The organism is Streptomyces canus, from assembly GCF_030816965.1.
GTDB lineage: Bacteria > Actinomycetota > Actinomycetes > Streptomycetales > Streptomycetaceae > Streptomyces > Streptomyces canus_E.
Window position 1 is genome coordinate 1516597 of the sequence record NZ_JAUSYQ010000002.1, and the last position, 21343, is coordinate 1537939.

The window sequence follows — 21343 nt, forward strand, 5'->3', positions numbered from 1 at the left end:
TAGGCAGTCTCCACCGCCCCGGCTGCCCAATTCTGCGCAGTGGGGCGTGCGTTGAACGGCGATGCTGTGTCCATGACCGACTCGCTTCCGACCAGCGCCCCGGCCAAGAGCTTCGACCGCATCGCCAAGACGTACGACGCGACCCGTGACGGGGACGCGCGGGGCCGCGCGGTGGCCGCACTCGTCATCCCTCACCTGGTGCCGGGTCCGGTGCTCGAAGTCGGCATCGGGACCGGTGCCGTCGCCGCCGCGCTGGCCCGGGCGGGCCACCCTGCCCACGGGGTGGACATCTCCGCCGAGATGCTGCGACAGGCGAGACAACGGCTCGGTGCGCGGATCGTGCGCGGTGACGCGCGGGCCCTGCCGTACGCGCCGGGCTCCGTGCCGAACGTGCTCTGCGCCCATGTCCTGCACCTCGTGGGCGACATGGACACGGCGGTGAGGGAGGCGGCACGGGTACTGGCACCGGGTGGTCGGCTGGTGGCCGTGCACGGGGAGACCTACGCCGATCCGCAGGCCGATGTGACGGAGGCGATGACGCCCCTGGACCCGTTGCGGGAGCGCCCGGACACCCTCGATGGCCTGGCCCACGCGGCTGGGGCTGCGGGGTTGCGGACCGTCACGCAGTACGCCCTCGGGCCCAACGAACGCGGCTTCTCGCCCGAGGACTTCGCCGGCGCCATGGAGGCGCGGCAGTACCCGTATCTGTGGGACGTGCCCGAGCCGGTCTGGCGCGAACTGGTGGAGCCGGTGATCGCGGCGTTGCGGGCGCTGCCCGAGCCCGCGCGCCCGCGCCCGCTCCAGTGGTGGTCCCCGCTGAGCGTCTTCGCCAAGGACGACTGACCGGCCGCATGTCCCGAGATCCGGGCCGGACGCGCCGGCCCGGAGCGGCCGGGTCAGTCCTCGATGAGCCGCAGCGCTCCTGAGGGGCAGGCGCGCACGGCCGCCCGCACCTGGTCCCCCCTCTCCCGCGCGGGCCGCTCGCGCAGCAGCACGACCGTGCCGGTGCGCTCGCTCTGCGCGAATACCTCGGGCAGCGCCCACACGCACTGGCCTGCCCCTACGCAGCGTTCCTCGTCCGCGCTCAGCCGCATGCCCTCTCCTCACCCATCGTGGCCCTGCCTGGCCGACCGCATCGGCGCGGTCGCGAACTCCTTGACCCCGTCGAGGAAGTCGGTCCCCGCCCGCCAGCCGAGCTCCAGCGCCGCCCGCTCGGCCGAGGCGAACACATGGCGTACATCACCGATCCGGTACTCGCCGGTGATCCGGGGGGCGGGCGCCCCGCCGGCCGTGGCGAGCGCCTCGGCCAGCTCGCCGATGCTGCGGGGTGTACCGCTCGCGATGTTGTAGGCGCGCAGTCCGGGGGTGTCGCGGGCGAGCGCCGCGACATTGGCGGAGGCGACGTCGCGTACGTGCACGAAGTCCCTGCGGGGTTCGCCGTCCTCGAAGACGCGGGGCGCCTCGCCGCGGGCCACCGCGGAACGGAAGGTCGCGGCGACGCCCGAGTAGGGGCTGTCCTGCGGCATGTCGGGGCCGTACACGTTGTGGTAGCGCAACGCGGTGGCGCTCGCGCCGGTCTCTCTGGCCCAGGCTGCGACCAAGTGTTCTTGGGCGAGCTTGGTGACCGCGTAGACGTTGCGCGGCGGGTCCACCGGATCGTCCTCCTGCACGGCGCTCGCCGTGACGTCGGTGCCGCAGCGCGGGCAGCGCGGCTCGAAGCGGCCCGCGTCGAGGTCGGCGCGCTCGCGCGGGGCGGGCCGTACCCGCCCGTGCGCCGGGCAGTGGTACCTGCTGTCGCCGTAGATGACGACCGAACTTCCCAGGACCATCCGCCCGGTCCCCGCCTCCGTCATGGCGGTCAGCAGAGTGGCGGTGCCCAGGACGTTGCTGCTCGCGTAGGCGGGCGCGTCGAGGATCTCGCGCCCTCTGCCGACCATTGCGGCCTGATGGCTGACCAGGTCCACTCCGCGCAGGGCCGCCCGCACGGCGACGGGGTCGGTGAGATCGGCGTGGTGCAGGTCGACCCCGTCCGGCAGGGCGGGCGGGCCGTCCGGGTGGACCGCGGGCACGAGGGAGTCCAGGATCCGCGGTTCGTGCCCCGCGTCCAGCAGGGCGGCGACGACCCGGCTGCCGATGAATCCGGCTCCTCCGGTGACCAGGATCCTCATCGTTTCTCCTCATGGGTGCCGACGGTCACGGCGTGCGGGCCGGCGACGGACCGCCAGGTGCGGGCCAGCCCTTCGGGCAGTGGGGTGCTCGACCGCCAGCCGAGCACCTGGTGCGTCCTGCTCGTGTCGAGCACCGCGTCGCGGCGGTCGAAGCTGCGGCGCGGGGCGTACTCCACGGACAACTCGCGTTGGACGGTGGCCTCCAGGACTGCCAGGAGGTCGCTGAGCGAGATGCCCTCGCCGGAGCCGATGTTCAGGGCGGCGGGCAGTGACACGCCCGCTGTGTGGGCGGCGCGGACCTCTGCGAGCGCGGCACAGACGTCGTCGACGTACACGTAGTCGCGGACAGTGGCCGGGTCGCCGATGACGCGCAGCGGGGTTCCCTCGGCGACAGCTCGCAGCCAGTGGGCGACGACTCCTTGTCCGGTGCCGGTGCGCTGGCCGGGTCCGTAGACGTTCGACAGCCGCAGAGCGATCCCGGGGAGTTCGGCGCGGCGCGCGAACAGCGCCTGTTCCAGGGCCAGTTTGGCCGCCCCGTAGGCGTTGGAGGGGAGCAGAGCGGCGTCCTCGCCGTACGGGCAGGGGGCTGCCACGTCGTAGACGGTGCCGCCCGAGCTCGCGAGGACCAGGAGCGGTGGTCGCTCCAGGGCGGCCAGCACGTCCATGAGGCGGAGGAAGTGGTCATGGTCGGCGGCCACCACCGCCGGGTCCCGCCCGGCGGTGGCGGGGTTGACGCTGGTGGCCAGGTAGTAGACGGTGTCGGCCGTGCGCAGCTCCGGCGCCGGGGCGCCGTCGTCGTCCACGGCGGGCCGTTCCCGGGTGAAGGGCGCGACCCCGTGGTCCCGGCCGAGGTGGGTGAGCAGTCTGCCTCCGATGAATCCGTCGGCGCCTACGATCGCGGCGGTGGGGCGGGGCCGGCCGGTGCCCCGGCGGCGGGGCTCGGGGACGGGCGCGGCCACCGAGGTGGCCCACCAGGAGCGGTTCTCCCGGTACCACTGGACGGTGTCGGCGAGTCCGTGTTCGAAGGACACGCGGGGCTCGTAGCCGAGTTCGTCGCGGGCGACCGTTCCATCGAGGGCGTATCTGCGGTCGTGTCCCTTGCGGTCGGCCGTGTACTCGACGTGGCTCCAGTCCGCGCCGCACAGGGCCAGCAGGCGTTCGGTCAGTTCGCGGTCGGTGAGTTCGGCGCCGCCCGCGAGGTTGTAGACGGCGCCCGGTCTGCCGTGTTCCAGGGCGAGCTGGATTCCCCGGCAGTGGTCGTCGACGTGCTGCCATTCGCGTACGTGCAGACCGTCGCCGCGGAGCGGGACGGTGCCGCCTGTCAGCAGTCGTGTCACTAAGAGCGGAATGATCTTCTCGGGGAGCTGGCGGGGTCCGTAGGTGCTCGAGCAGCGGGTGATGGTGACGGGCACCCCGTGGCTGCGGTGGTAGGCGCGGGCGAGCAGATCGGCCGACGCCTTGGACGCCGCATAGGGCGAGTTGGGCTCCAGCGGGGCGTCCTCCGTCCACGAACCGTTGCTGACGGTGCCGTAGACCTCGTCCGTGGAAACCAGCACGAGCCTCGGGATCTCGGCGCGCAGGCAGCTCTCCAGCAGCGTCTGGCTGCCGAGGACGTTGGTGCGGACGAGGCTTCCGGCGCCCGTCGGGGAACGGTCCGTATGAGACTCGGCCGCGAAGTGGACCACACCGTCGTGGCCGGGCACGATCCGGTCGAGGAGCGCCTGGTCGCACACGTCTCCGAGGACGAAGGTCAGCCGTGGGTGCGAGGCGGGCAGACTGCGCGGGTCGCCGGCGTTGGTGAGGCTGTCGACGACGGTGACGGAGGCTTCCTCCCAGCCCGGGTAGCGGCCGTCCAGCATGGACCGTACGTAGTGGGAGCCGATGAACCCGGCGCCCCCGGTCACGAGAACTCTCATCGGTCGTCCCTCATTCCGTGACCGTCGCCGTGCCCGCGTCACCGAGGATCAGCGTCGCGGTGGAGCGGGTGCCGTGGACCTCGGCGCCGCGCCCGATGATCGAGTCCGTGAGGCCGCGAACGCCGCTGACCGTGGACCTCTCCAGGAGTACGGAGCGTGCGACGGCGCTGCGCTCCACCAGGGAGTGCGGTCCGACCGACAGGTGCGGGCCCACGTCGGCGTCGCGCAGTGTGGCTCCCGCGCCGACCACGACGGGTCCGGTGACCCGTGAGCGCACCACCTGGGCCGTGGGGTCGACGACGACCTGTCCGATGAGGACGGATTCCGCGTCCACCTGTCCGCGAACATCGCGCTCCACGGTGTCGAGGATGGTGCGGTCGCAGTCCAGCCAGTCGTCGATGCGTCCGGTGTCGCGCCAGTATCCGGTGCACATCTCGGCGCGGACGTGGTGCCCGTTGTCGACCAGCCAGCGCACCGCGTCGGTGATCTCCAGCTCCCCTCGGGTACTGGGACGGACGGCGCGTACCGCCTCGTGGATCGCGGGCGAGAACGCGTACGCCCCGGTGACCGCCAGATCGCTGACCGACCGCTCGGGCTTCTCGACCAGGCCGCGAACCCTGCCCTGCCCGTCGACGACGGCGATGCCGTACTCGCTCGTGTCCTCGACCTTGGCCAGCAGCAGCATGGACGCGCAGCCGCCGGCGAGGAAACGGGCGACGAGGTCGCCGATGCCGTCCGTGAACACGTTGTCGCCCAGGTACATCACGAAGTCGTCGTCGCCCAGGAAGTCCCGGGCGATGAGCACGCCGTGGGCCAGGCCGGCCGGCCGGTCCTGGGGCAGGTAGCTGACCCGCAGCCCGAGTCGCGCGCCGTCGCCGACGGCCGCCCGGATCTCAGCCCCGCGGTCGCCGACGACGATGCCGACCTCGGTGATCCCCGCCGCCGCGATGGCCTCGAGCCCGTACAGCAGGACAGGTTTGTTGGCCACCGGCACGAGTTGTTTGGCCGTACTGTCGCTGAAGGGGCGCAGCCGGGTGCCCGTGCCGCCCGCCAGGACCAGTGCTTTCATCGCTTCTCCCGGCGTCAGGCGGGGCAGACGAAGCCGAAGAAGAAGCGGTCCGGCGCGGTCTCCAGCACGGTGGGGAACGTGTCGCCGAGCAGACTGAGCACCATTTCGGAAGGCAGCAGCTGGGTGCGGTACGAGGCCCAGCGGATCCGGCCTTTCGTGGCGCGCAGGGTCACGGCGGAGGCGAGGAACAGCGCCGAGCGTGCGGCGTGGCGCAGTGCTCCGTAGCGCTGCCGCTGGAACTCGTGGAAGTGGTCACGCGTCCAGACGTTGCCGATCAGGTAGCCGCCAGGTGCGACGAAGGTGCGCAGCCGTTCCAGTACGGTGCGAACGTCGCCGAGGTGGTGGATGGCGTCGACGCACACCACCAGGGGGGCCGGTTCGAGGCCGTGGTCCTGCCAGAAGTCGCCCTGCACCACCTGGAGCCGGTCGTCGGCGACGCGGGCCTTCGTACGGGCCAGGCCCTCGGCGGAGATGTCCACGGCGATCAGTTCGCTCGGGCCGACCCGATCGGCGACGATCTTCGTGAACTCGCCGGTGCCGCAGGCGAATTCGATGACGCGGTCGGCCCGTGCTCCGTACTTGTCGATCAGATCGCCCAGTACCGCCTTCTGCGCGCGGTAGTGGTCGCCGAGTACCGGGTCCAGTTCCGCCCTGTCACGGTCCCAGAACCGGGCGGCCCAGTACTCCCTGCCTTCCGGCGGATAGCCGGAGATCAGCCTGTTGCCGAGACTGACCAGCCGCTCTGCGATCATGCCTGTCTCCACTTCTGCGGGGCTGCCGCCCCGCGAGGTCTACGGGCCCGCCGGTCCGGGGTCACGGCGGGGTGTGCGGGAGGTCAGGGCCGGACCGCCTGGAGCACCTGCCAGGGGCGAGGGCTGGTCGCGCTCGGCACCGGGGTCGTCTTCTCGTAGCGGAACCCGACGCTCTCGATGAGCGTGATGAACTCGTCCTCGGTCCGCGCCCGGCCGCCGGTGACGGTCTGCAGGCACAGGCTCATGAGGTCGAGGTGATCGGGTTGTCCGCCGGCCGGCCGGGTCCACTCGACCACCAGCAGCCTGCTGCCGGAGGGGGCGTTGCGCAGGCTGTTGCGCAGGATGCGGGCGCCGTCCTCGTCGCCCCAGTCGCACAGCACCTGTTTGATCAGGTAGAGGTCGGCGCTGGGCGGGGCGTCCTCGAAGAAGCTGCCGCCGAAGAAGTCGAGACGGTCCGCGACCGGGGAGTCCGCTCGGGCCGCGCGTCCCCGTTCGACGACGGCCGGCAGGTCGAACACGGTGCCGTGGGCGTGGGGCGCCCCGGTCAGGATGTGGGAGAGGAGTATGCCCAGGCTGCCGCCGATGTCGACGATCCGGTGGTAGGGGCCGAAGTCGAAGCCCGCGGCGAGCGCGCGGCCGGCGTCGTTGCTGAGATCTGCCATGGCCTCGGCGTGCCACAGGCGTTCCTCGGGGTGGTGGTCGTAGTGCTGGTAGAGGTCCTCCCCCCGGTCGTCCTTGGCGGGCCTGCCGGTGAGGATCGTCTCGTGCAGCTTGGCCATGCGGTTCCACATGCCCTCGCCCATGTTCATCAGGGCCATGGCCGGGAAGGGGCCGGAGCCCCGGGCGAGCGTGCCGCCGAGTTCGGTGAGGGTGTAGGTGCCCTCGCCGTCGGACTCGACGAGTCCCAGGATCGCGCAGGCGTCCAGGAAGCGGGTGAAGGTCGCGGGATCCGCGCCGATCGCGACCGCCAGCTCCGCGCTCTTGCGCGGTCCTGAGGCGAGCCGCTCGGGGATCTCGAACCGTACCGCCGTGGCCACCACCTGGCAGTCCCAGGGACGGAAGACGATCTGGCTGAGGCTGCGTCCGTCCGGCGCGGGGCTTGCCTGCTGCCCCGTTCCGTGACGTGTGTGCGGTGCGGTCGGCATGAACGGCCCTCCGTCACGATCGGTGTCGTAGGTGACGCTAGAGACCGGTGTGCGAGCGGGCCGCTCAAGATTGCGCGTTCACCTCACCAGGTCACCGGCAGGGCGTCGAGGCCGAAGAAGGCGGAGCGCTGGCGGAAGGGCAACTGCTCGGCCGGGACGGCGGGTCGCGCCCCGACGAGCTCGCGGAAGAGGACAGCGAAGACCTCTTGGAGCTCCATGCGGGCCAGTTGGAGCCCCAGGCACTGGTGCGGGCCGAAGCCACAGGCCACATGGGCCGAGGCGTTGGGACGGCGCGGGTCGAGACGGTCGGGCTCCGCGAAGACGGCCGGGTCCCGGTTGGCCACCATGGGCAGGACGACGACTCCCTCTCCGACCCGTACGGGCGAACCGCCGATCTCGGTGTCCTCGGTGGCGACCCGGGGAATCCACTGCGCGATGGCGAGGTAGCGCAGCAGTTCCTCGACGGCGCCGGTGACCAGGGCGGGGTCCGCGGTCAGTTGCTCCCGCGCGGCGTCGTCCCGCATGAGCGCGAGCGCGCCGAGCGAGATCATGCTGGCCGTCGTCTCGTGGCCTGCGACGAGGAGCAGCAGCACCATCGCCGGGAGCTGCCGGGGGTCGAGCGAGGAGTCGGCGTCGAAGCTCGCCACCAGGTCGGAGAGCAGGTCGTCGGAGGGGTCGCGTCGTTTGGCGTCGGCGAGCCGCAGTACATATTCCTGCAACTGGGTGACCGCGTCGACGACGGCCTCGCGGCTCATCTGCGGGGCCCGCACCATGACGTCGATGAGCACGCCGAACCGCTCGCGGTCCCCGTACGGAACGCCGAGGATGTGACAGATCACCAGGCTAGGCAGCGGCATGGCGAAGGCGCTCACCAGATCCGTACCCGGGCCCTCGCGCTTCAACGCGGCCACCAGCTCCTCGACAGTGCCGCGCACGACCGGGCGCAGCCTCTCCAGCCGAGCCACCGCGAAGTGGGCGGTGGTCAGCCTCCGGTAGCGGCGGTGGTCGGCGCCGTCCATCCGGAAGAAGGAGAGCTGCTGCGAGGACGAGCCCGAGCCGGCGCGCGCCGTCGGGAAGCCCGGGTGGCTTCCGTCCGCGCTGAAGGGGCCCGCCAGCACGGCCCGTACGTCCTCGTACCGGCCCGCCAGGTGAGCGGTGCGGCCGGCGGGCAGGCGCACCCGGGGAAGCCGGCGTTCGCCGAAGAGTCGCCGGTAGGTGTCCGGTACGGCGAAGGGCTGCGCGGCGGACCGTACCGCCGGGAAGGTCGTCAGCTCGTGGACCGATGCGTTCATGGGCGGGTTCTCCTCGGTCGCGTCACCTCTGGGCAGCGGCGACGCTACGGCGGGGCACGGCGACCGGCTGCTCAATAGGGGGCACGGCCTTCCAGCGCACAGGGTTGAGCAGACCGACCCCCGCTCGGACCGGACACTCGGCACGACCTCGTCCCGCCCGTCCAGCTCGTCCAGGAGGCACTCCGTGCTCGCGTACGCCCCTGTCCCTTCGCTCTCCTCCCATCAACTGCTCCTGTTCCTGCTCCAGGTCTCGCTCCTGCTTCTGCTGGCCCGTGTGCTGGGTCGGCTCGCCAACCGGGTGGGAATGCCCGCGGTCGCGGGTGAGCTTCTGGTGGGCGTGGTGCTCGGTCCGTCCCTGCTGGGCAACGTCAGCCCGTCGCTCCAGGCCTGGCTCTTCCCGCACGAGCCGTCACAGGCCCATCTCCTGGACGCCATGAGCCAGTTCGCCGTGATCCTGCTGGTGGGTGTCACCGGGGCGCACATCGATGTCAAGGCCGTGCGAACTCGCATGGGAACCGTCGTGCGCGTGGGCCTCGGCGCTCTGCTGATACCGCTCGCCGCGGGGCTCGGCGTCGGCTTCGCCTTCTTCTCCGCGCTGGCCCCCGAGGATGCCGAACGGCCGCTGTTCGCCCTGTTCCTCGGGGTCGCGCTGTGCGTGAGCGCCATCCCTGTGATCGCCAAGACCCTCTCCGACATGGGCCTTCTCCACCGGGACGTCGGGCAACTCACCCTTGCGGCAGGGATGTTCGACGACGCCGCGGGCTGGCTGCTGCTCTCGGTGATCTCCGCGATGGCGACGACGACGGCCGGCGGCTCCCTGACGCTGCGCATGGCAGGCCTGGTCGGCTTCCTGCTCCTGATGCGACTGGTCGGCCTGCGGCTCGTACGGGCCGTACTGCGGCGATCGGCCGACTCCCCGGACCAGGGCCCGGTCCTGGCGTCCGCCGCCGTCGTCGTCCTGCTCGGCGCCGCGGCGACCCAGGCACTCGGCCTGGAGGCGGTGTTCGGCGCGTTCGTGGCCGGTGTGTGCGTGGGGGCGGCGGGCCCCGAGGTGCGGGCCCGGCTGGCTCCCCTGCGCGCGGTGGTGCTCTCGGTTCTTGCGCCGGTGTTCCTGGCCGCGGCGGGGCTACGGATGGATCTGACGGCGCTGGCGGACCCGCCGGTGCTGCTGTCGGCGCTCGCGGTGCTCGTGGTCGCCGTCGCCAGTAAATTTTTGGGCGCGTACCTGGGGGCCTGCGCGAGCCGGCTCACCCACTGGGAGGGGATCGCACTGGGCGCGGGCCTGAACGCACGCGGCGTGGTGGAGATCGTGGTGGCCACGGTGGGGCTCCAGATCGGAATCCTGAGCACCACGTCGTACACGGTGGTGGTGCTGGTGGCAGTCGCCACCTCACTGATGGCACCGCCCGTACTGCGTCTCTCGATGCGCCGGGTGGAGCAGAATGCGGAGGAATCGCTGCGGGCGCGGGAGTACGACCGGGAGTGGAACGCTGATCGGTCGCCGTCTGCGCCGTCTGCGGAGGGGTGAGCGGGGGGCCGGGGGCTCACGAGGCAGGGGCACGGGCGGGGGGGGCGCGGCGGCCGAGGCCTGTTGGATTGAGGGCGCTCGGAATCCTCTCCGAGGGCCGAGCCGGACAGCGAAGCGCCGAGCCGGACCGCGAGGCGCCTGGATGCGACCCGGGTGCGCCAGGTGCGAGGGGTCAGAGCGCCCGGTCCGCGCACTCGCGGGCGAGGCGCCACTTCAGGACCTTGCCGAGGTCTCCTCGCGGCAGCGTGTCGAGCACGACGAGCCGGTCAGGCCGGTCCTCCCGGGCGAGCATGTCCTCCATGCGTTCCCGCAGCCGGCCTTCGTGGACCGGGCCGTTGACCGTCGCCGCGGCCACGATCTGCCCGCGCCCGTTCCCCTGCTCGTCCGCGGGAGGCAGTGCGAAGACGGCGGCCTCCACGACCTCCGGCAGCCACAACAGGGTGTTCTCCAGTTCCGAGGAGGAGAGGGTGTGGCCGTCCCTGACGAGCACGTGGGCCGCCCGGTCGAAGAAGTGCACCTTCCCTTCCCCGTCGATGTGGCCGAGGTCCCCGGTCCGTGTCCAGCCGTCCGGACGGAAGGTATGCGCCTCCTCCTCGGGCAGCGCCACGTACGAGCGGCGGGGCGCGGGATGGCGCAGGTGAATCCAGCCCCGCTCCCCCGCGCCGACGGGCGACCCCGTCTCGTCGGTAACCATGACCTCGGTGCCGTCCGCGGGCGAGCCCAGGCTGACGGCGGAGCGTGCGGAGGGGGTGAGGCCCGACAAGTAGCCGGTCGGGAGAGGGTTGTTGAGGAAGGCCGGCGCCGATTCGGTGGAGCCGTATCCGGCGAGGATCCGCGCCTGGGGCAGCACACGGTGCAGCCGTGCCACCGAGGCCGGGGCCACGGGTCCCGAGCCCACCATGAGGGCGGCCAGCCCCGCGAGGTCGTGCTGGCGGGTGATGTCGGTGGCGGCCCAATGCCGCACGGCATGGGGCGGCAGAACCACGGTCGCCGTCCCGAGACCGGCGGCGGCCTCGGCGGCCGTCTCGGGGTCAGGGGCGCTCAGCACGTGGACGGTGGCCGGTGAGGTCAACGCCATCATGAGGGCGCTGTGGGCGGCGTTGGTGCCGACCGGCACCGCGCACAGCACGTGCGGCGCGTCCGCGGTGAACCTGCCGCGCGCGGCACGCCCGTGGGTGAGGTTGGCGTGGGTGACCGCGACGGGCTTGGCCCGCCCGGTGGTGGTTCCCGAGGTGTGGAGGATGTCCGCGACGTCGCCGGGGAACGCCTCGTCCGCCGGCGCGGCGCCGCCGCTGCGCCGCGTCAGCTCCCCGAGGGTGTCGGTCCAGCCGCCGGGGCAGCTCTCGTGCGCGCCGGACGGACGGATGAGCCCGACGACACCGCAATGGGCCATCCTGCGTCCGGCCTCCCCCGCGGGAAGTCCGGGCGGCAGCGGCACGGCCGCGGCGCCCAGGCGGTGCAGGGCCAGGGTGGCGACGGCATGGTCCCACCAGCCGCCGGGCGGGCAGAGCACTGCGACCCGGTCGCCGCGGCGGACGCCACGGGCGTGCAGCCCGCGGGCGAGCGACGTGGCGGCGGTGTCCCAGTCACCGAGGGTGAGGGATCGCCGGCCGTCGACGACCAGGGCGACATGGCGGGGCCGCTCACGGATGTACTCGCCCACGAGACGGGGAACAGTGCTGTGGGAGCGGGGGTCGCGGGCGGTGGCGGGAGGTGACGTCATGGCCGCCGACCCTAGATTTCGCGGCTCCGCCGCACTGCGCAGGACTGAGCACCGAAACGCCGGCGCCCCCAGCCATACTCACCCGATCACGCTACAACGTGCCTACGTTGCACGGAAGTTGGCATCGCCGCCTAAGATGTCGCGTACACGTAATGTAGCGGCGACCGGTCACCACAGCTCGTTGGAGGCACCGCGTGACAGCAACTGGTGCAGGCACCACCGCAGAGACGCCCGAACCGGGAGCCGAAGCGCCCCCCGCCGCGCGCCATATCATCACAGCGGGGGCGTTGCTCGCCCTGATCCTTTCGTCGATGGACGTCTCCATCGTCGGAACGGCCCTTCCCCGGATGGCGGCCGACCTCGGAGCGCTCAGCCTCTATTCGTGGGTCGGCGTGAGTTACGGCATGGCCGCCGCGGTGGTCATCCCCATCGGGGGGAAACTCGGTGACCTGTTCGGCCGCAAACCGCTGCTGATGGCGGGGCTCGGCGGGTTCGTCCTCGCCTCCCTGCTGGGCGCCCTCGCCCAGAACATGGCGCTCCTCATCGTGGCGCGCACGGTACAGGGCGTCTGCGCGGGCCTGCTCACCGCCAACATCTTCACTCTCATCGGTGAGATCTACACCGCCGAGCGCCGGGCGCAGATCCAGGGTGTCTTCTTCAGCGTCGCCGGTCTCGGCATGGTCGCCGGCCCGCCCCTGGGCGGTGTCATCACGGACAACTGGGGCTGGCCCTGGGTCTTCTGGATCAATGTGCCGCTGGCCGCTCTCGCGCTGCTCGCCGTGACCGCCGTACCGTTCAAGCAGGTGGGGGGCCGCTGGCAGGACATCGACGTCCTCGGCGTCCTGACCCTGAGCGCCGGCCTCGTCCCGCTGTTGTTCGGGTTGTCGCTGACCGGTGACGGGCACGCGTGGGGGTCCCCGGAGGTGCTGGGCCCCGTCCTCGGCGGTCTGATGGTGCTGGGTGTGTTCTGCCTGGTGGAGTCCCGGTACGCCCGCCAACCGCTCGTCCCCTTCGAGCTGTTCAAGGTCAACCAGGTGGCCGTCCTCGTGGTCGTCTCCTTCCTCTCGGCCGTCGCGATGATGGGCACGACCTTCTACGTACCGCTGCTCTACCAGGGTGTCCTCGGAGTCAGTGCCACCTACTCGGGAAGCCTGCTGATCCCGCTCGCCGTCGCCATGATGGTGGTGCCGCCCCTCACCGGTAAGTACCTGCCGTCCGTGCCGCACTACCGCTATCTGGGAGCAGCGGCGTTCGCCCTGCTCGTCGTGGGTCTGGTGATGCTGTCCCGGGTGCGGCCCGGCAGCGGGGACTGGATGCCGCTGCTCGCCATGGTGATCGTCGGTATCGGCGTCGGCATCATCTTCCCCCTCACCACCACGGTGGTGCAGAGCGCGGTGCCGCTGGAGCTCCTCGGCGTCGGTACGAGTCAGATCCAGTTCTGGCGGACCTTCGCCTCGCCCGTGTCGATCGCCGTCCTCGGCACCCTGCTGAGCACGCGCGCCGGCGGCCTGGGATCGGGCGGCGGCAGCGGCCCCTCCCCCGAGCGGCTGGCCGACGGCCTGAGCGACGTGTTCATGGTCGGCGCGGTGCTCGCGGCGATCGGGCTGGTCATCACCTTGTTCCTCAAGGAGATTCCTCTGCGTGGCGCACCGGCGAAGCCGCGCCCGGCGGTGGAGTCCGAGGTCGCCGCGTCGAAGGACGCCACCTGACGCTCTGACGGCTACCCGACCGGTCGGGCCCCGGTCCTGCGCACCACGGTCTCCTCCAAAAGCCGGTCGATCAGACCGGCTTCGCGGATGCGCTTGCAGGTGAGCCGGTCGAACCGGGCGGCGGGGCGGCGCTTCTCGTCGTAGAGCAGCAGGTCCGAGTCGAACAGTTCACCGGACGGCGTCAACGTCTCCCGTCGCGGCACGTGGACCGTGAAGGGGCCCGGCAGGGGGCGCGGGGCGCGGAACCGCTCGATGAACATCGGGATGAAGGGCTCGGCGATCGAGGTGCGCGTCTGCGCGTAGGCCACGATGGTCGCCGCGTCGAGCTTGGCAGGGTGCATCTGGAACCACCGCTCGCTATACGGATCGGGCTCGGCCAGGGCGAGTTCCGCCAGTAGCTCTCCCTGTCCGGTGGTGAGCGTGCCGGTGCAGGTCATCGCGGGGCCGTGCCGGATATTGCGGGCCCGGGTGTGGGCGTACATCTCGGCCATCGTGCCGACGCGTGGCGCGCCGTGTCCGACGGTCGCGCACACCGCCTCGGGACACGGGGGGAACTCCTCCCCTCCCGGCTGCGGCGTGAGGTGCAGCTCGGCGCGGAAGTTCTCCCGCCACGGCCCGAAGGGCTCCGGTCCGTCCAGCCAGCGGCTCTCCCCCACGACCTGCGATGGGCCGAACCTGAGCCTGATGTCGCGGTCGAAGCCCTCAGCCGTGGCGATCGCCTCGGCGAAGACGATGTTGCGCAGTTCGGCTGAGGCAGGGGGGATGCCTCGTGCGCGCAGGACCCGCAGCACCATGTCGAGGAAAGTGACGCCCGGCAGGACCGAGACGCCGTGCACCCTGTGGGCGCGGGGGATGAAGTCGGTGTCCCGCAGTAGGAGACGGCACTGCTCGGGGAGTCCGGCCGCCGGGTGGCCCGCCACGGTCACCGCTCTTCTTCCGCGCCGGGGCCGCGCAGCACCACGTGGGCGTACGATCCGGCGGCGCCGACGGCGTTGACGAGGGCGCGCCGGACCCCCGGGTCGCCGCCTCTCGCCCGCCAGTTGGTGAGCCGGTCAGCGATCCGCAGCGGCAGCCCGTCCCAGTCGACAAGGGGGGTGCGGTGCTCGGCGACGAGAGTGGGCGCGATCGACCGATGACGCAACTGGAGCAGCACCTTGAGAAGTTGGGAGAGGGCGGACGCCCCTTCGAGGTGGCCGATGTTGGGTTTGACGGTGCCGATGAGGGTCGGGGACGAGGCGAACACGTCGGCCAGCGCCTCCAGTTCGGCCACGTCGGCGAGGGCGGCACCGGCGGCCGCGCACTCGACGTAACCGATGTCTGCGGGCGTGGCCCCGGCGCGGTCGAGCACGGTGCGCAGGGACGCCGCGAGGGCGTTCGGCGCGGGGCTGCCGTAGCGGCCGCGGCCGCCGTAGTGCCCGACCCAGGTCGCCTCCAAGACGCCGTGCACGACGTCCCCCGCTCGCCGGGCCGGTTCGGCCGGGCGCAGCAGAACGGCCGCGACCCCCTCCCCCGGGCACCAGCCGCCGCTGTCCGCGGCGTATGCGCGCACCGGGGCGGCGGAGTCGGTGAGCAGTCCGGCCGCGGACAGCGCGGCCAGGTGGTACGGGTGCAGGATCAGGTTGGCGGCCCCGACCACGGCGGCGTCGCACTCGCCGCGCCGCAGGCTCTCCGCCGCGAGGTGGAGGGCCGTGAGGGAGGAGGAGCAGGAGGTGTCGACCGCGAGGCTCGGTCCTTCGAACCCGAAGAAGTGCGAGATCCTGGCGGGCAGGTCGGAGGCGAGCGCGGCGCTGCTGGCCTGTGCCCCGCCGGCCCACGCGTCCGCGCCCACGAGCTGCTGGTCGTGCCACATGGTGGCCGTGAACACGCCGACGCGCGGAGCTTCTGCGGCCAGTGAGGCGGGCGTGTGGCCGCTGTCCTCCAGGCAGTTCCAGACGGTCTCCAGCAACAGGCGTGCCTGCGGGTCGAGGGTCGCGGCCTCGGCCGGCGACAGGCGGAACCGACGGGCGTCGAACCGGTCGGGCCGCTGCAGGAAGCCCCCCGAGGTCACGCCCGGTAGGCCGGGCTCCGCGGCTGCCAGTGCCTCCCTGCGGTCCTCGGGTACGAGCCCGGTGGCGCAGTGCCCCGAGCTGAGCCGGCGCCAGTAGGCGCGGGTGTTCTCCGCGCCGGGGAACCTTCCCGCCATTCCGGAGACGACGACCTGGGCGGTGTCGTCCTTGCGCCGTCCGACCGGGGCCGGGCCGAGTACGGCTACCCGCTTCCCCGTCGGCACGACAGCCGCTTCGCCCGTCCACCCGGCGGTGAAGGGGGCCCGGTCGGCCCGCTGGTGCGCGACGGGTCCGCCCATCAAGGCGTGCAGGAACACATGGCCGTCGTCCAGCGCGAACTGGTCCCTGACGGTGTCGAACGTCATCGTACCGACGGGGCATAGCCCGACCCGGCAGCCGGCCTGTCCCGTCATGAGGAGCTGTCCGATGTAACCGGCCTCCAGAAGCAGGAAGTTCTCGGCGGCCTCCCCGTACAGCGGGGTGATGCCCTTCGTCTGGCCGATGAGATAGATCCCGAATCCGGAGCGGTCGAAAACCGGCCGGTTGTAGGGGAAGTGGACGTTCCTGGTGATCCGGGGCGCCGCGTTCACCAGGTGCAGCCGGCGGTCCACGGGGTGGTGGTAGTAGATCCCCTCGGGTATTCCCTCGACGCCCCCCTCCCGAATGTGGAGATAGGTCTGGACGGCGTAGGTGTCCCCCGCGGAGGCGTGCAGTCGCCGGTGCGCACCGCTTCCCCCGGAGTCGCTCAGCAGGGCCAACAGCCGGGCCAGGGACTCGGAGGGCAATGGCTCGTCGAGGAAGTCCCGCCTGCTGCCCCGCCACGTGTACCAAACGGGGTCCACGTCGTGTCCCGGCAGTTCGACGGCCGGCTCACGCACGTCGGCCGGGCGCAGGTTCCACCTGGCGGCCTTGAACGCGTCCCGCTCCTCGGGCGAGAACAGATCGACTTGCTCCGGTGCAGGTCCGGGGCGCGGCGCCGCGCCCCGCGTACCGCTCGCCGGGCCGGTTGCAGGTGCCCTGTCGGTGCCCGGTCCCGTAGCCGTCGACGTCTTTGCAGGATCCGCCCGTCCGATGCGTTGCCCGACCACGCGGGCGATCCCGGCCACCGTCGGATCGGCCACCAGGGCCGCCACGGGAACTCGCTGTCCGTATCGGCGCAGCAGCCGGGCGGAGACCTGCACCAGGGTGAAGGAGGTGACCCCTTGGTCCCACAGGTCCTCGGCGGTGTCGATCGCCGGCACACCGAGGACCTCCGCGAAGACCGCGGCGATCTCCTCCACCAACGGCGGCTCTACGGGCGGACCCTCCTCGGGCTCCGGCGGTTCAGTCGTCCGCTCCGGAACCGGCAGGGGCAGGGCCGAGCGATCGAGCTTGCCGTGTGCGGTGGCCGGGAAGGACGGTACGAACACCACGAAGTTGGGCACCATGTAGGACGGGAGCGCCTTCGCGGCACGCTCACGCAGCGCGCCCTCGTCGCCGCTCTCCTCGTCGGCGGGGATGACGTGCGCCACCAGGAGTTGGTCTCCCCCCTGTTCGCGCACCGACACCACCACGTCCCGGACCGAGCTGTCCGCGCGCAGTACGTGTTCGACCTCGGCGAGTTCCACTCGCTGGCCCCGGATCTTGACCTGGCCGTCGGTCCGCCCCCGGATGTGCAGGCAGCCGTCCGCGTCCCACAGAGCCCGGTCCCCGGTACGGAACATCCGGGCGCCGGGTTCGTCGGTGTACGGATCGGGCGGGAAGGACGCCATGGTGAGTTCGGGGTCTCCCGCATAGCCGAGTGCCAGACAGCGGCCGGCGGTGTACAGGTCCCCCTCGGTCCCCGGCGGGCACGGTCGCAGCCGGGAGTCGAGGACGTAGTGACGGCAGCGATCGATGGGACGTCCGTAGGGAATGGCACGCCATTCGGGGTCGATGTCCCGCACAGGGAAGACGTTGGACCAGACGGTGGTCTCGGTCGGTCCGCCCAGCGCGATCGTCCGCACGCCGGGGAAGGCGGCCGTCAGCCGCCCCGGCAACGACAGCGGGATGAAGTCACCGCTCAGCATCACCAGTCGCAGCCGCCCGGCGTCGGCGTCCGGGAGGAACGGGGTGAGCTGGTGCAGTGTGGTGGGGGCGGAGTTCCAGATCGTCACCGGTTCGGTCATCAGCACGTCGGCGAGCAATTGGGGGTCGCGCTGTTCCTCCTCGTCGGCAAGGTAGATCGAGGCACCGTGCCCGAGGAGCCCGAACAGGTCGAACACTGACAGATCGAAGCCGAACGAGGTGAGGGCCAGCCCGGTGTCGTGCGGTACGAGGTCGAAGTCCCGGGCACAGAAGGCGATCAGGTTGTGCACCGACCGGTGGGCGACCTCCACGCCCTTGGGCGTCCCTGTGCTGCCCGAGGTGAACAGAACGTATGCCGTGTCGTCCGCGCAGGCCACCGCCGCGGGATTCTCGTCCGCCCGGGGATGGGTTTCGGCGTCGGGTCCCGGGTCGACGACGACGATGCGGCGGACGGGGTGCGCCATGGGCGGGTCCAGCGGGACGGTGCCCGGCGCGGTCAGCAGGGTGCGTACGCCCGCCGCACCGAGCATCGCCGACACCCGGGCGGCGGGCAGCGCGGTGTCGACGGGCAGGTAGGCCGCGCCCGCCTTCAACACGCCGTACAGCGCGGCCACGAGGTCCGGACCGCGGTCCATGCGGACGGCGACCACGTCCCCCGCTTCGACCCCTTCCGCGCGCAGTCGCCATGCCACGGTGTTGGCGCGGCGGTTCAGCTCCCCGTAACCGACCGTGCTCCCCGAACGGCCCCGCACGGCCACGGCCGCGGGCGAGACCCGCGCCCAGTGTTCGAGCGGCAGATGTATGGGTCCTTCGAGGGCCGGGGCGGGGGAAGCCTCGGTGACGTTCCAGCCGTACAGGACGGCCTCGCGCTCCGCGCCCGTGGCCACAACGACCGCCGCGTCCGCGTTCGCCCGCTCCTCCTCCTCGGCTGCCTCGGCCGACCAGGCGCGCACGCTTGCCTCGAAGAGGGCGAACAGCTTCTCGTCGAGCCCGCCCCCGAGCACGCCGGGTGCCAGGTCCCACGCGTAGGAGAGGGTGTCGGCCTCGGCAACGCAGACGACGTCGAGATCGCAACCGGGCGTACTGGTCAGCCACTTGCCCTGAGTCACCCCTTCCGGCAGCGGGTGGCGGGTCAGGTCCACGAGTGCCGTCAGCACCACCGGATAGGAGAGGGTGACCGAACGGTCCCGCAGCGCCCTGCGGCTCAGTTCGGCGAGCCCGGAGGCGCTCCGGTGAGCCAGGTCGGCGGTGATCTGCAGACGGGCTGACCGGGCTGCCTCTTGGAGCGGTGTTCCCCGGGGCGGGGCGGACAGCCAGTCGAGGAAGGACTCCTCCGCGGGACGGTGGCGTTCCGACTGTTCCGGCCACAGGACGACCGACAACGCGTACGGGTCCGTGATCTCCTCCGAGAGCGCGGCGGTGAGGGCAGCGAACACGATGTCGTCGACCGTCACACCGCGCACGGCGGCGCGCCTGGCAAACTCCCGGTATCCGGTGAACGTGCCGGACAGCCGGCGCCGGCCACTGCGTCCGACGACTTCCGTGCGTGGCAGCACAGGACCCGGCGGCACGGTCGCCAGCCGTTCACGCCAGTGCGCGGCCGCTCTGCCGCGTCGACCACCGCGTACGTACCGGGCCGTGTCCGGTGGGGCGGTGGCGAGTGCGGGCACGGCCGGGCCGTCCCCTTCGGCGTACAACCGCCACAGTTCGCGAAACAGGAGGTGGATGGAGCGGCCGTCACCGACGAGCAGGTCCATCGCGCAGTGCACGGTGTGCTTCCCCGTGGGGTCGCGGGTCACCCGTACGTCGATGAGCGGCCAGCGGCCGAGAGGGAAGGGGCGGGAGGTCATCTCGGTGCGGATACGGGCGAGGTCCGCCTCGTTCGCGTCGGCGTCGGCGTCGAGGTCGATGACGGGGATGTGCAGCGTGCCCGCTCCCCGGGGGCGGACGCGCAGCCGCGCCCCGTCCGTCTGCGTCCGCAGAGCGTCGTGGCGCTCGACGAGCCGTCGCAGGGCTCTGTCGAGTCGTACGAGGTCGAGCGCCTCAACCTCGTACGACTGGTAGCACTGACAGCCCTCGGCCTCCGCCGCGTCTTCCGTGACCGTCCGGCCGACCATGTACGCCTGTTGGAGATCGCGCGGCGGCAGCTCGCTCCACTGGCCACTGCCTTCCGTGCCCTTCCGCTCGTCCGTCGCGGCCGGGCCGAGCGCGGACAGGGCCGTATGGAACGCCGCGAAGGCGATGTCGGCGGTCCCGGTGGCGAATCGTGTGTCATCCACGTCCCAGCGGAAGCGCAGACCGCCGTCCTGCTCCCACATCTGATGGTCGAGGGCGACCCCGCTGGTCTGGCTGACCCCGTAGACCGTGTCGGCGCCGAAGCCGCCCGCCACACCCTCCCCCGGCCCGACGCCGATCAGGCTGGTGAACACAACGGGCAGGGCGGCGGGTTGGCGTCCGGTGGCAGCGCGTACGGCCCGCGCCGCCTCCACACCGGACACGCCGCCGTGCCGCAACTGTTCGCCCAGCAGGCGGTTGGCCGCGCGCGCGGCCTCGGCCGGCGAGGGCTGATCCATGTAGGTGACGTCATGAACGAGCGTCGAGGTGAAGGGCCCGACCAGTTCGTCCGCGGCGCGCGGCAGCCGCGGCCGGTCACTACTCGTGAGCAGAAGGGTGAAGGGGGCCTTGGCCCCGGCCCTCACCAGCGACTCGGCGAAGCAAGTGAGTACCAGGGCCGTGGGCGACACGTCCCACTCGTCAGCCAGCCGCGTCAGTTGCCGCCACGCTGCCGCGTCCAGCATGCCGTCGAGGGGACGGCGCGTTCGCGGCATCTGCTCGTGAGTGTCGCCGGCGCCCGAAGCGGCCGCGGGCTCCAGAACGATGTCAGGAGGGCCAGAGGCCACTTCGCCCAGCCGCACCCAGTAGTCCAGGTCCTCCGCGTGCCGTGGCCCTGTCCGTTCGGCGAGGAGCGATCGGACACAGGACGCGACCGTCACGGCGTCGTCCGCCCGCTCGTCCCTGACATCGACCACCCCTCGGCCTTCGTACTCCGCCTTCCATTGCTGAAGGACGAGGGCGAATCCGTGCGCGTCGGTGACCACGGTGTCCAGGCTGAGGTGGATGATGCCGACTCCGCCGGGCAGCAGGGACACCTCGACGGCGAACAGCGGCCAGGCATCGGGCCGGTAGCAGCGGTGCGACAACCGCTCCCGTACGTCCGCGACGGACCGGGCCGCCGTCGCCTCGTCGAGTTCCGTGAGGTCGTGGACCGGGAACTGCCAGGGCGGCGGATCGGCCAGTGTGCGCTGCGTGCCGTCCTGTCCGACGACGGTACGCAGCATGGCGTGACGCCGCACCACCGCGAGCCATGCCTTCTCCAGCCGGGCGGGGTCTGGACCGGCGACCCGGAACTCGCGGTAGAGGTGGCAGCCGGCAGGATCGGCCGCGCCTTCCTGCTTGGCCACGACGTATGCCTCTTGCAGGGATGTCAGGCTGAAGTCGGCCTCGTCATCGCCGAGTCGAGGCACCGACTGAGGCTCTCGGGAATCCTCGCGTCTCTCTACCTGACCGACCAGCTCCTGAAGGTCCTTCAGGTCCGCTTCGGCAAGCGTCACGATGTCGAGGTCGTCGACGCCGAACGCGCGCCGCATCCCCAGCAGCAGGCGGGTGAGAGCCAGAGACGAGAGCCCCCAGGCCCGCAAGCTGCCCTCGGGCAGTTCGGGCGCCTGGTCCGGGCGTACCTCGGCGAGCAGCCCCCTCAGTTCCGGGGCAACCGGCTGACTGTCGGTCCGCGGCGGGCCCCCCGCATCCGGCGCGCCCGATCCGTGCCCGGCCTGCGAGGTCTCCTCGTCCCAACTGTCGGACTCCACGGTCTCTCCCCACGACGCGAAACGGGCGGGACGTGCCACACCCGGTTTCCGGCCCCGCCCACCGGCTGGGCCTGGACTGCCCTC

General features: G+C 71.9%; 13 protein-coding genes. 3 read left to right on the plus strand and 10 right to left on the minus strand.

Annotation, left to right across the window (positions count from 1 at the left end):
* The first annotated feature begins 72 nt into the window (after positions 1 to 72).
* Positions 73 to 843 (plus strand): class I SAM-dependent methyltransferase, encoded by a 771-nt coding sequence (locus QF027_RS07980; protein ID WP_306984773.1) that lies wholly within the window; start codon positions 73 to 75, stop codon positions 841 to 843.
* Between the two features lie 53 nt (positions 844 to 896).
* Here the strand turns inward: QF027_RS07980 and QF027_RS07985 are convergent, their stop codons facing one another.
* From QF027_RS07985 to QF027_RS08015, 7 genes are all read right to left on the minus strand, one after another.
* Positions 897 to 1094 carry a ferredoxin gene (locus tag QF027_RS07985; protein ID WP_306984771.1) on the minus strand — a complete coding sequence of 66 codons (198 nt, stop codon included), beginning with the start codon at positions 1092 to 1094 and terminating at the stop codon, positions 897 to 899.
* A gap of 9 nt (positions 1095 to 1103) precedes the next feature.
* Positions 1104 to 2168: an NAD-dependent epimerase/dehydratase family protein gene (locus QF027_RS07990; protein ID WP_306984768.1), complete on the minus strand. Its 1065-nt coding sequence runs from the start codon at positions 2166 to 2168 to the stop codon at positions 1104 to 1106.
* Complete coding sequence (locus QF027_RS50010; RefSeq protein WP_306984767.1) at positions 2165 to 4084, minus strand: NAD-dependent epimerase/dehydratase family protein; 1920 nt, start codon at positions 4082 to 4084, stop codon at positions 2165 to 2167. Before QF027_RS50010 ends, QF027_RS07990 begins: the two co-directional genes overlap by 4 nt.
* Positions 4085 to 4094: 10 nt before the next feature.
* Positions 4095 to 5153: a glucose-1-phosphate thymidylyltransferase gene (locus tag QF027_RS08000; protein ID WP_306984765.1), complete on the minus strand. Its 1059-nt coding sequence runs from the start codon at positions 5151 to 5153 to the stop codon at positions 4095 to 4097.
* A 14-nt stretch (positions 5154 to 5167) separates the two neighbouring features.
* Complete coding sequence (locus tag QF027_RS08005; RefSeq protein ID WP_307073658.1) at positions 5168 to 5905, minus strand: class I SAM-dependent DNA methyltransferase; 738 nt, start codon at positions 5903 to 5905, stop codon at positions 5168 to 5170.
* 83 nt (positions 5906 to 5988) lie between these two features.
* Entirely contained in the window at positions 5989 to 7050 is a 1062-nt protein-coding gene (locus tag QF027_RS08010; protein ID WP_306984761.1) for a methyltransferase, read from the minus strand.
* Between the two features lie 83 nt (positions 7051 to 7133).
* Positions 7134 to 8342, minus strand: coding sequence for a cytochrome P450 (locus QF027_RS08015; RefSeq protein ID WP_306984759.1), 1209 nt, complete (start codon positions 8340 to 8342; stop codon positions 7134 to 7136).
* 184 nt (positions 8343 to 8526) lie between these two features.
* Here QF027_RS08015 and QF027_RS08020 point away from each other — a divergent pair, with 184 nt between their 5' ends.
* Entirely contained in the window at positions 8527 to 9870 is a 1344-nt protein-coding gene (locus QF027_RS08020; protein ID WP_307073660.1) for a cation:proton antiporter, read from the plus strand.
* Positions 9871 to 10042: 172 nt separating this feature from the next.
* Here QF027_RS08020 and QF027_RS08025 read toward each other — a convergent pair whose 3' ends face one another.
* Positions 10043 to 11593: a class I adenylate-forming enzyme family protein gene (locus QF027_RS08025; protein WP_307073662.1), complete on the minus strand. Its 1551-nt coding sequence runs from the start codon at positions 11591 to 11593 to the stop codon at positions 10043 to 10045.
* A 194-nt stretch (positions 11594 to 11787) separates the two neighbouring features.
* Between QF027_RS08025 and QF027_RS08030 the strand changes: the two genes are divergently transcribed.
* A complete protein-coding gene (locus tag QF027_RS08030) occupies positions 11788 to 13302 on the plus strand; it encodes an MFS transporter (protein ID WP_306984754.1) in 1515 nt (504 codons plus the stop codon).
* Positions 13303 to 13313: 11 nt separating this feature from the next.
* On the opposite strand, the gene QF027_RS08035 is transcribed toward QF027_RS08030, so the two are convergent.
* Together QF027_RS08035 and QF027_RS08040 are read right to left on the minus strand one after the other, a co-directional pair.
* Complete coding sequence (locus QF027_RS08035) at positions 13314 to 14228, minus strand: polyketide synthase dehydratase domain-containing protein (protein ID WP_306984752.1); 915 nt, start codon at positions 14226 to 14228, stop codon at positions 13314 to 13316.
* Entirely contained in the window at positions 14225 to 21259 is a 7035-nt protein-coding gene (locus tag QF027_RS08040) for a non-ribosomal peptide synthetase (RefSeq protein WP_307073664.1), read from the minus strand. Before QF027_RS08040 ends, QF027_RS08035 begins: the two co-directional genes overlap by 4 nt.
* Positions 21260 to 21343: the final 84 nt, after the last annotated feature.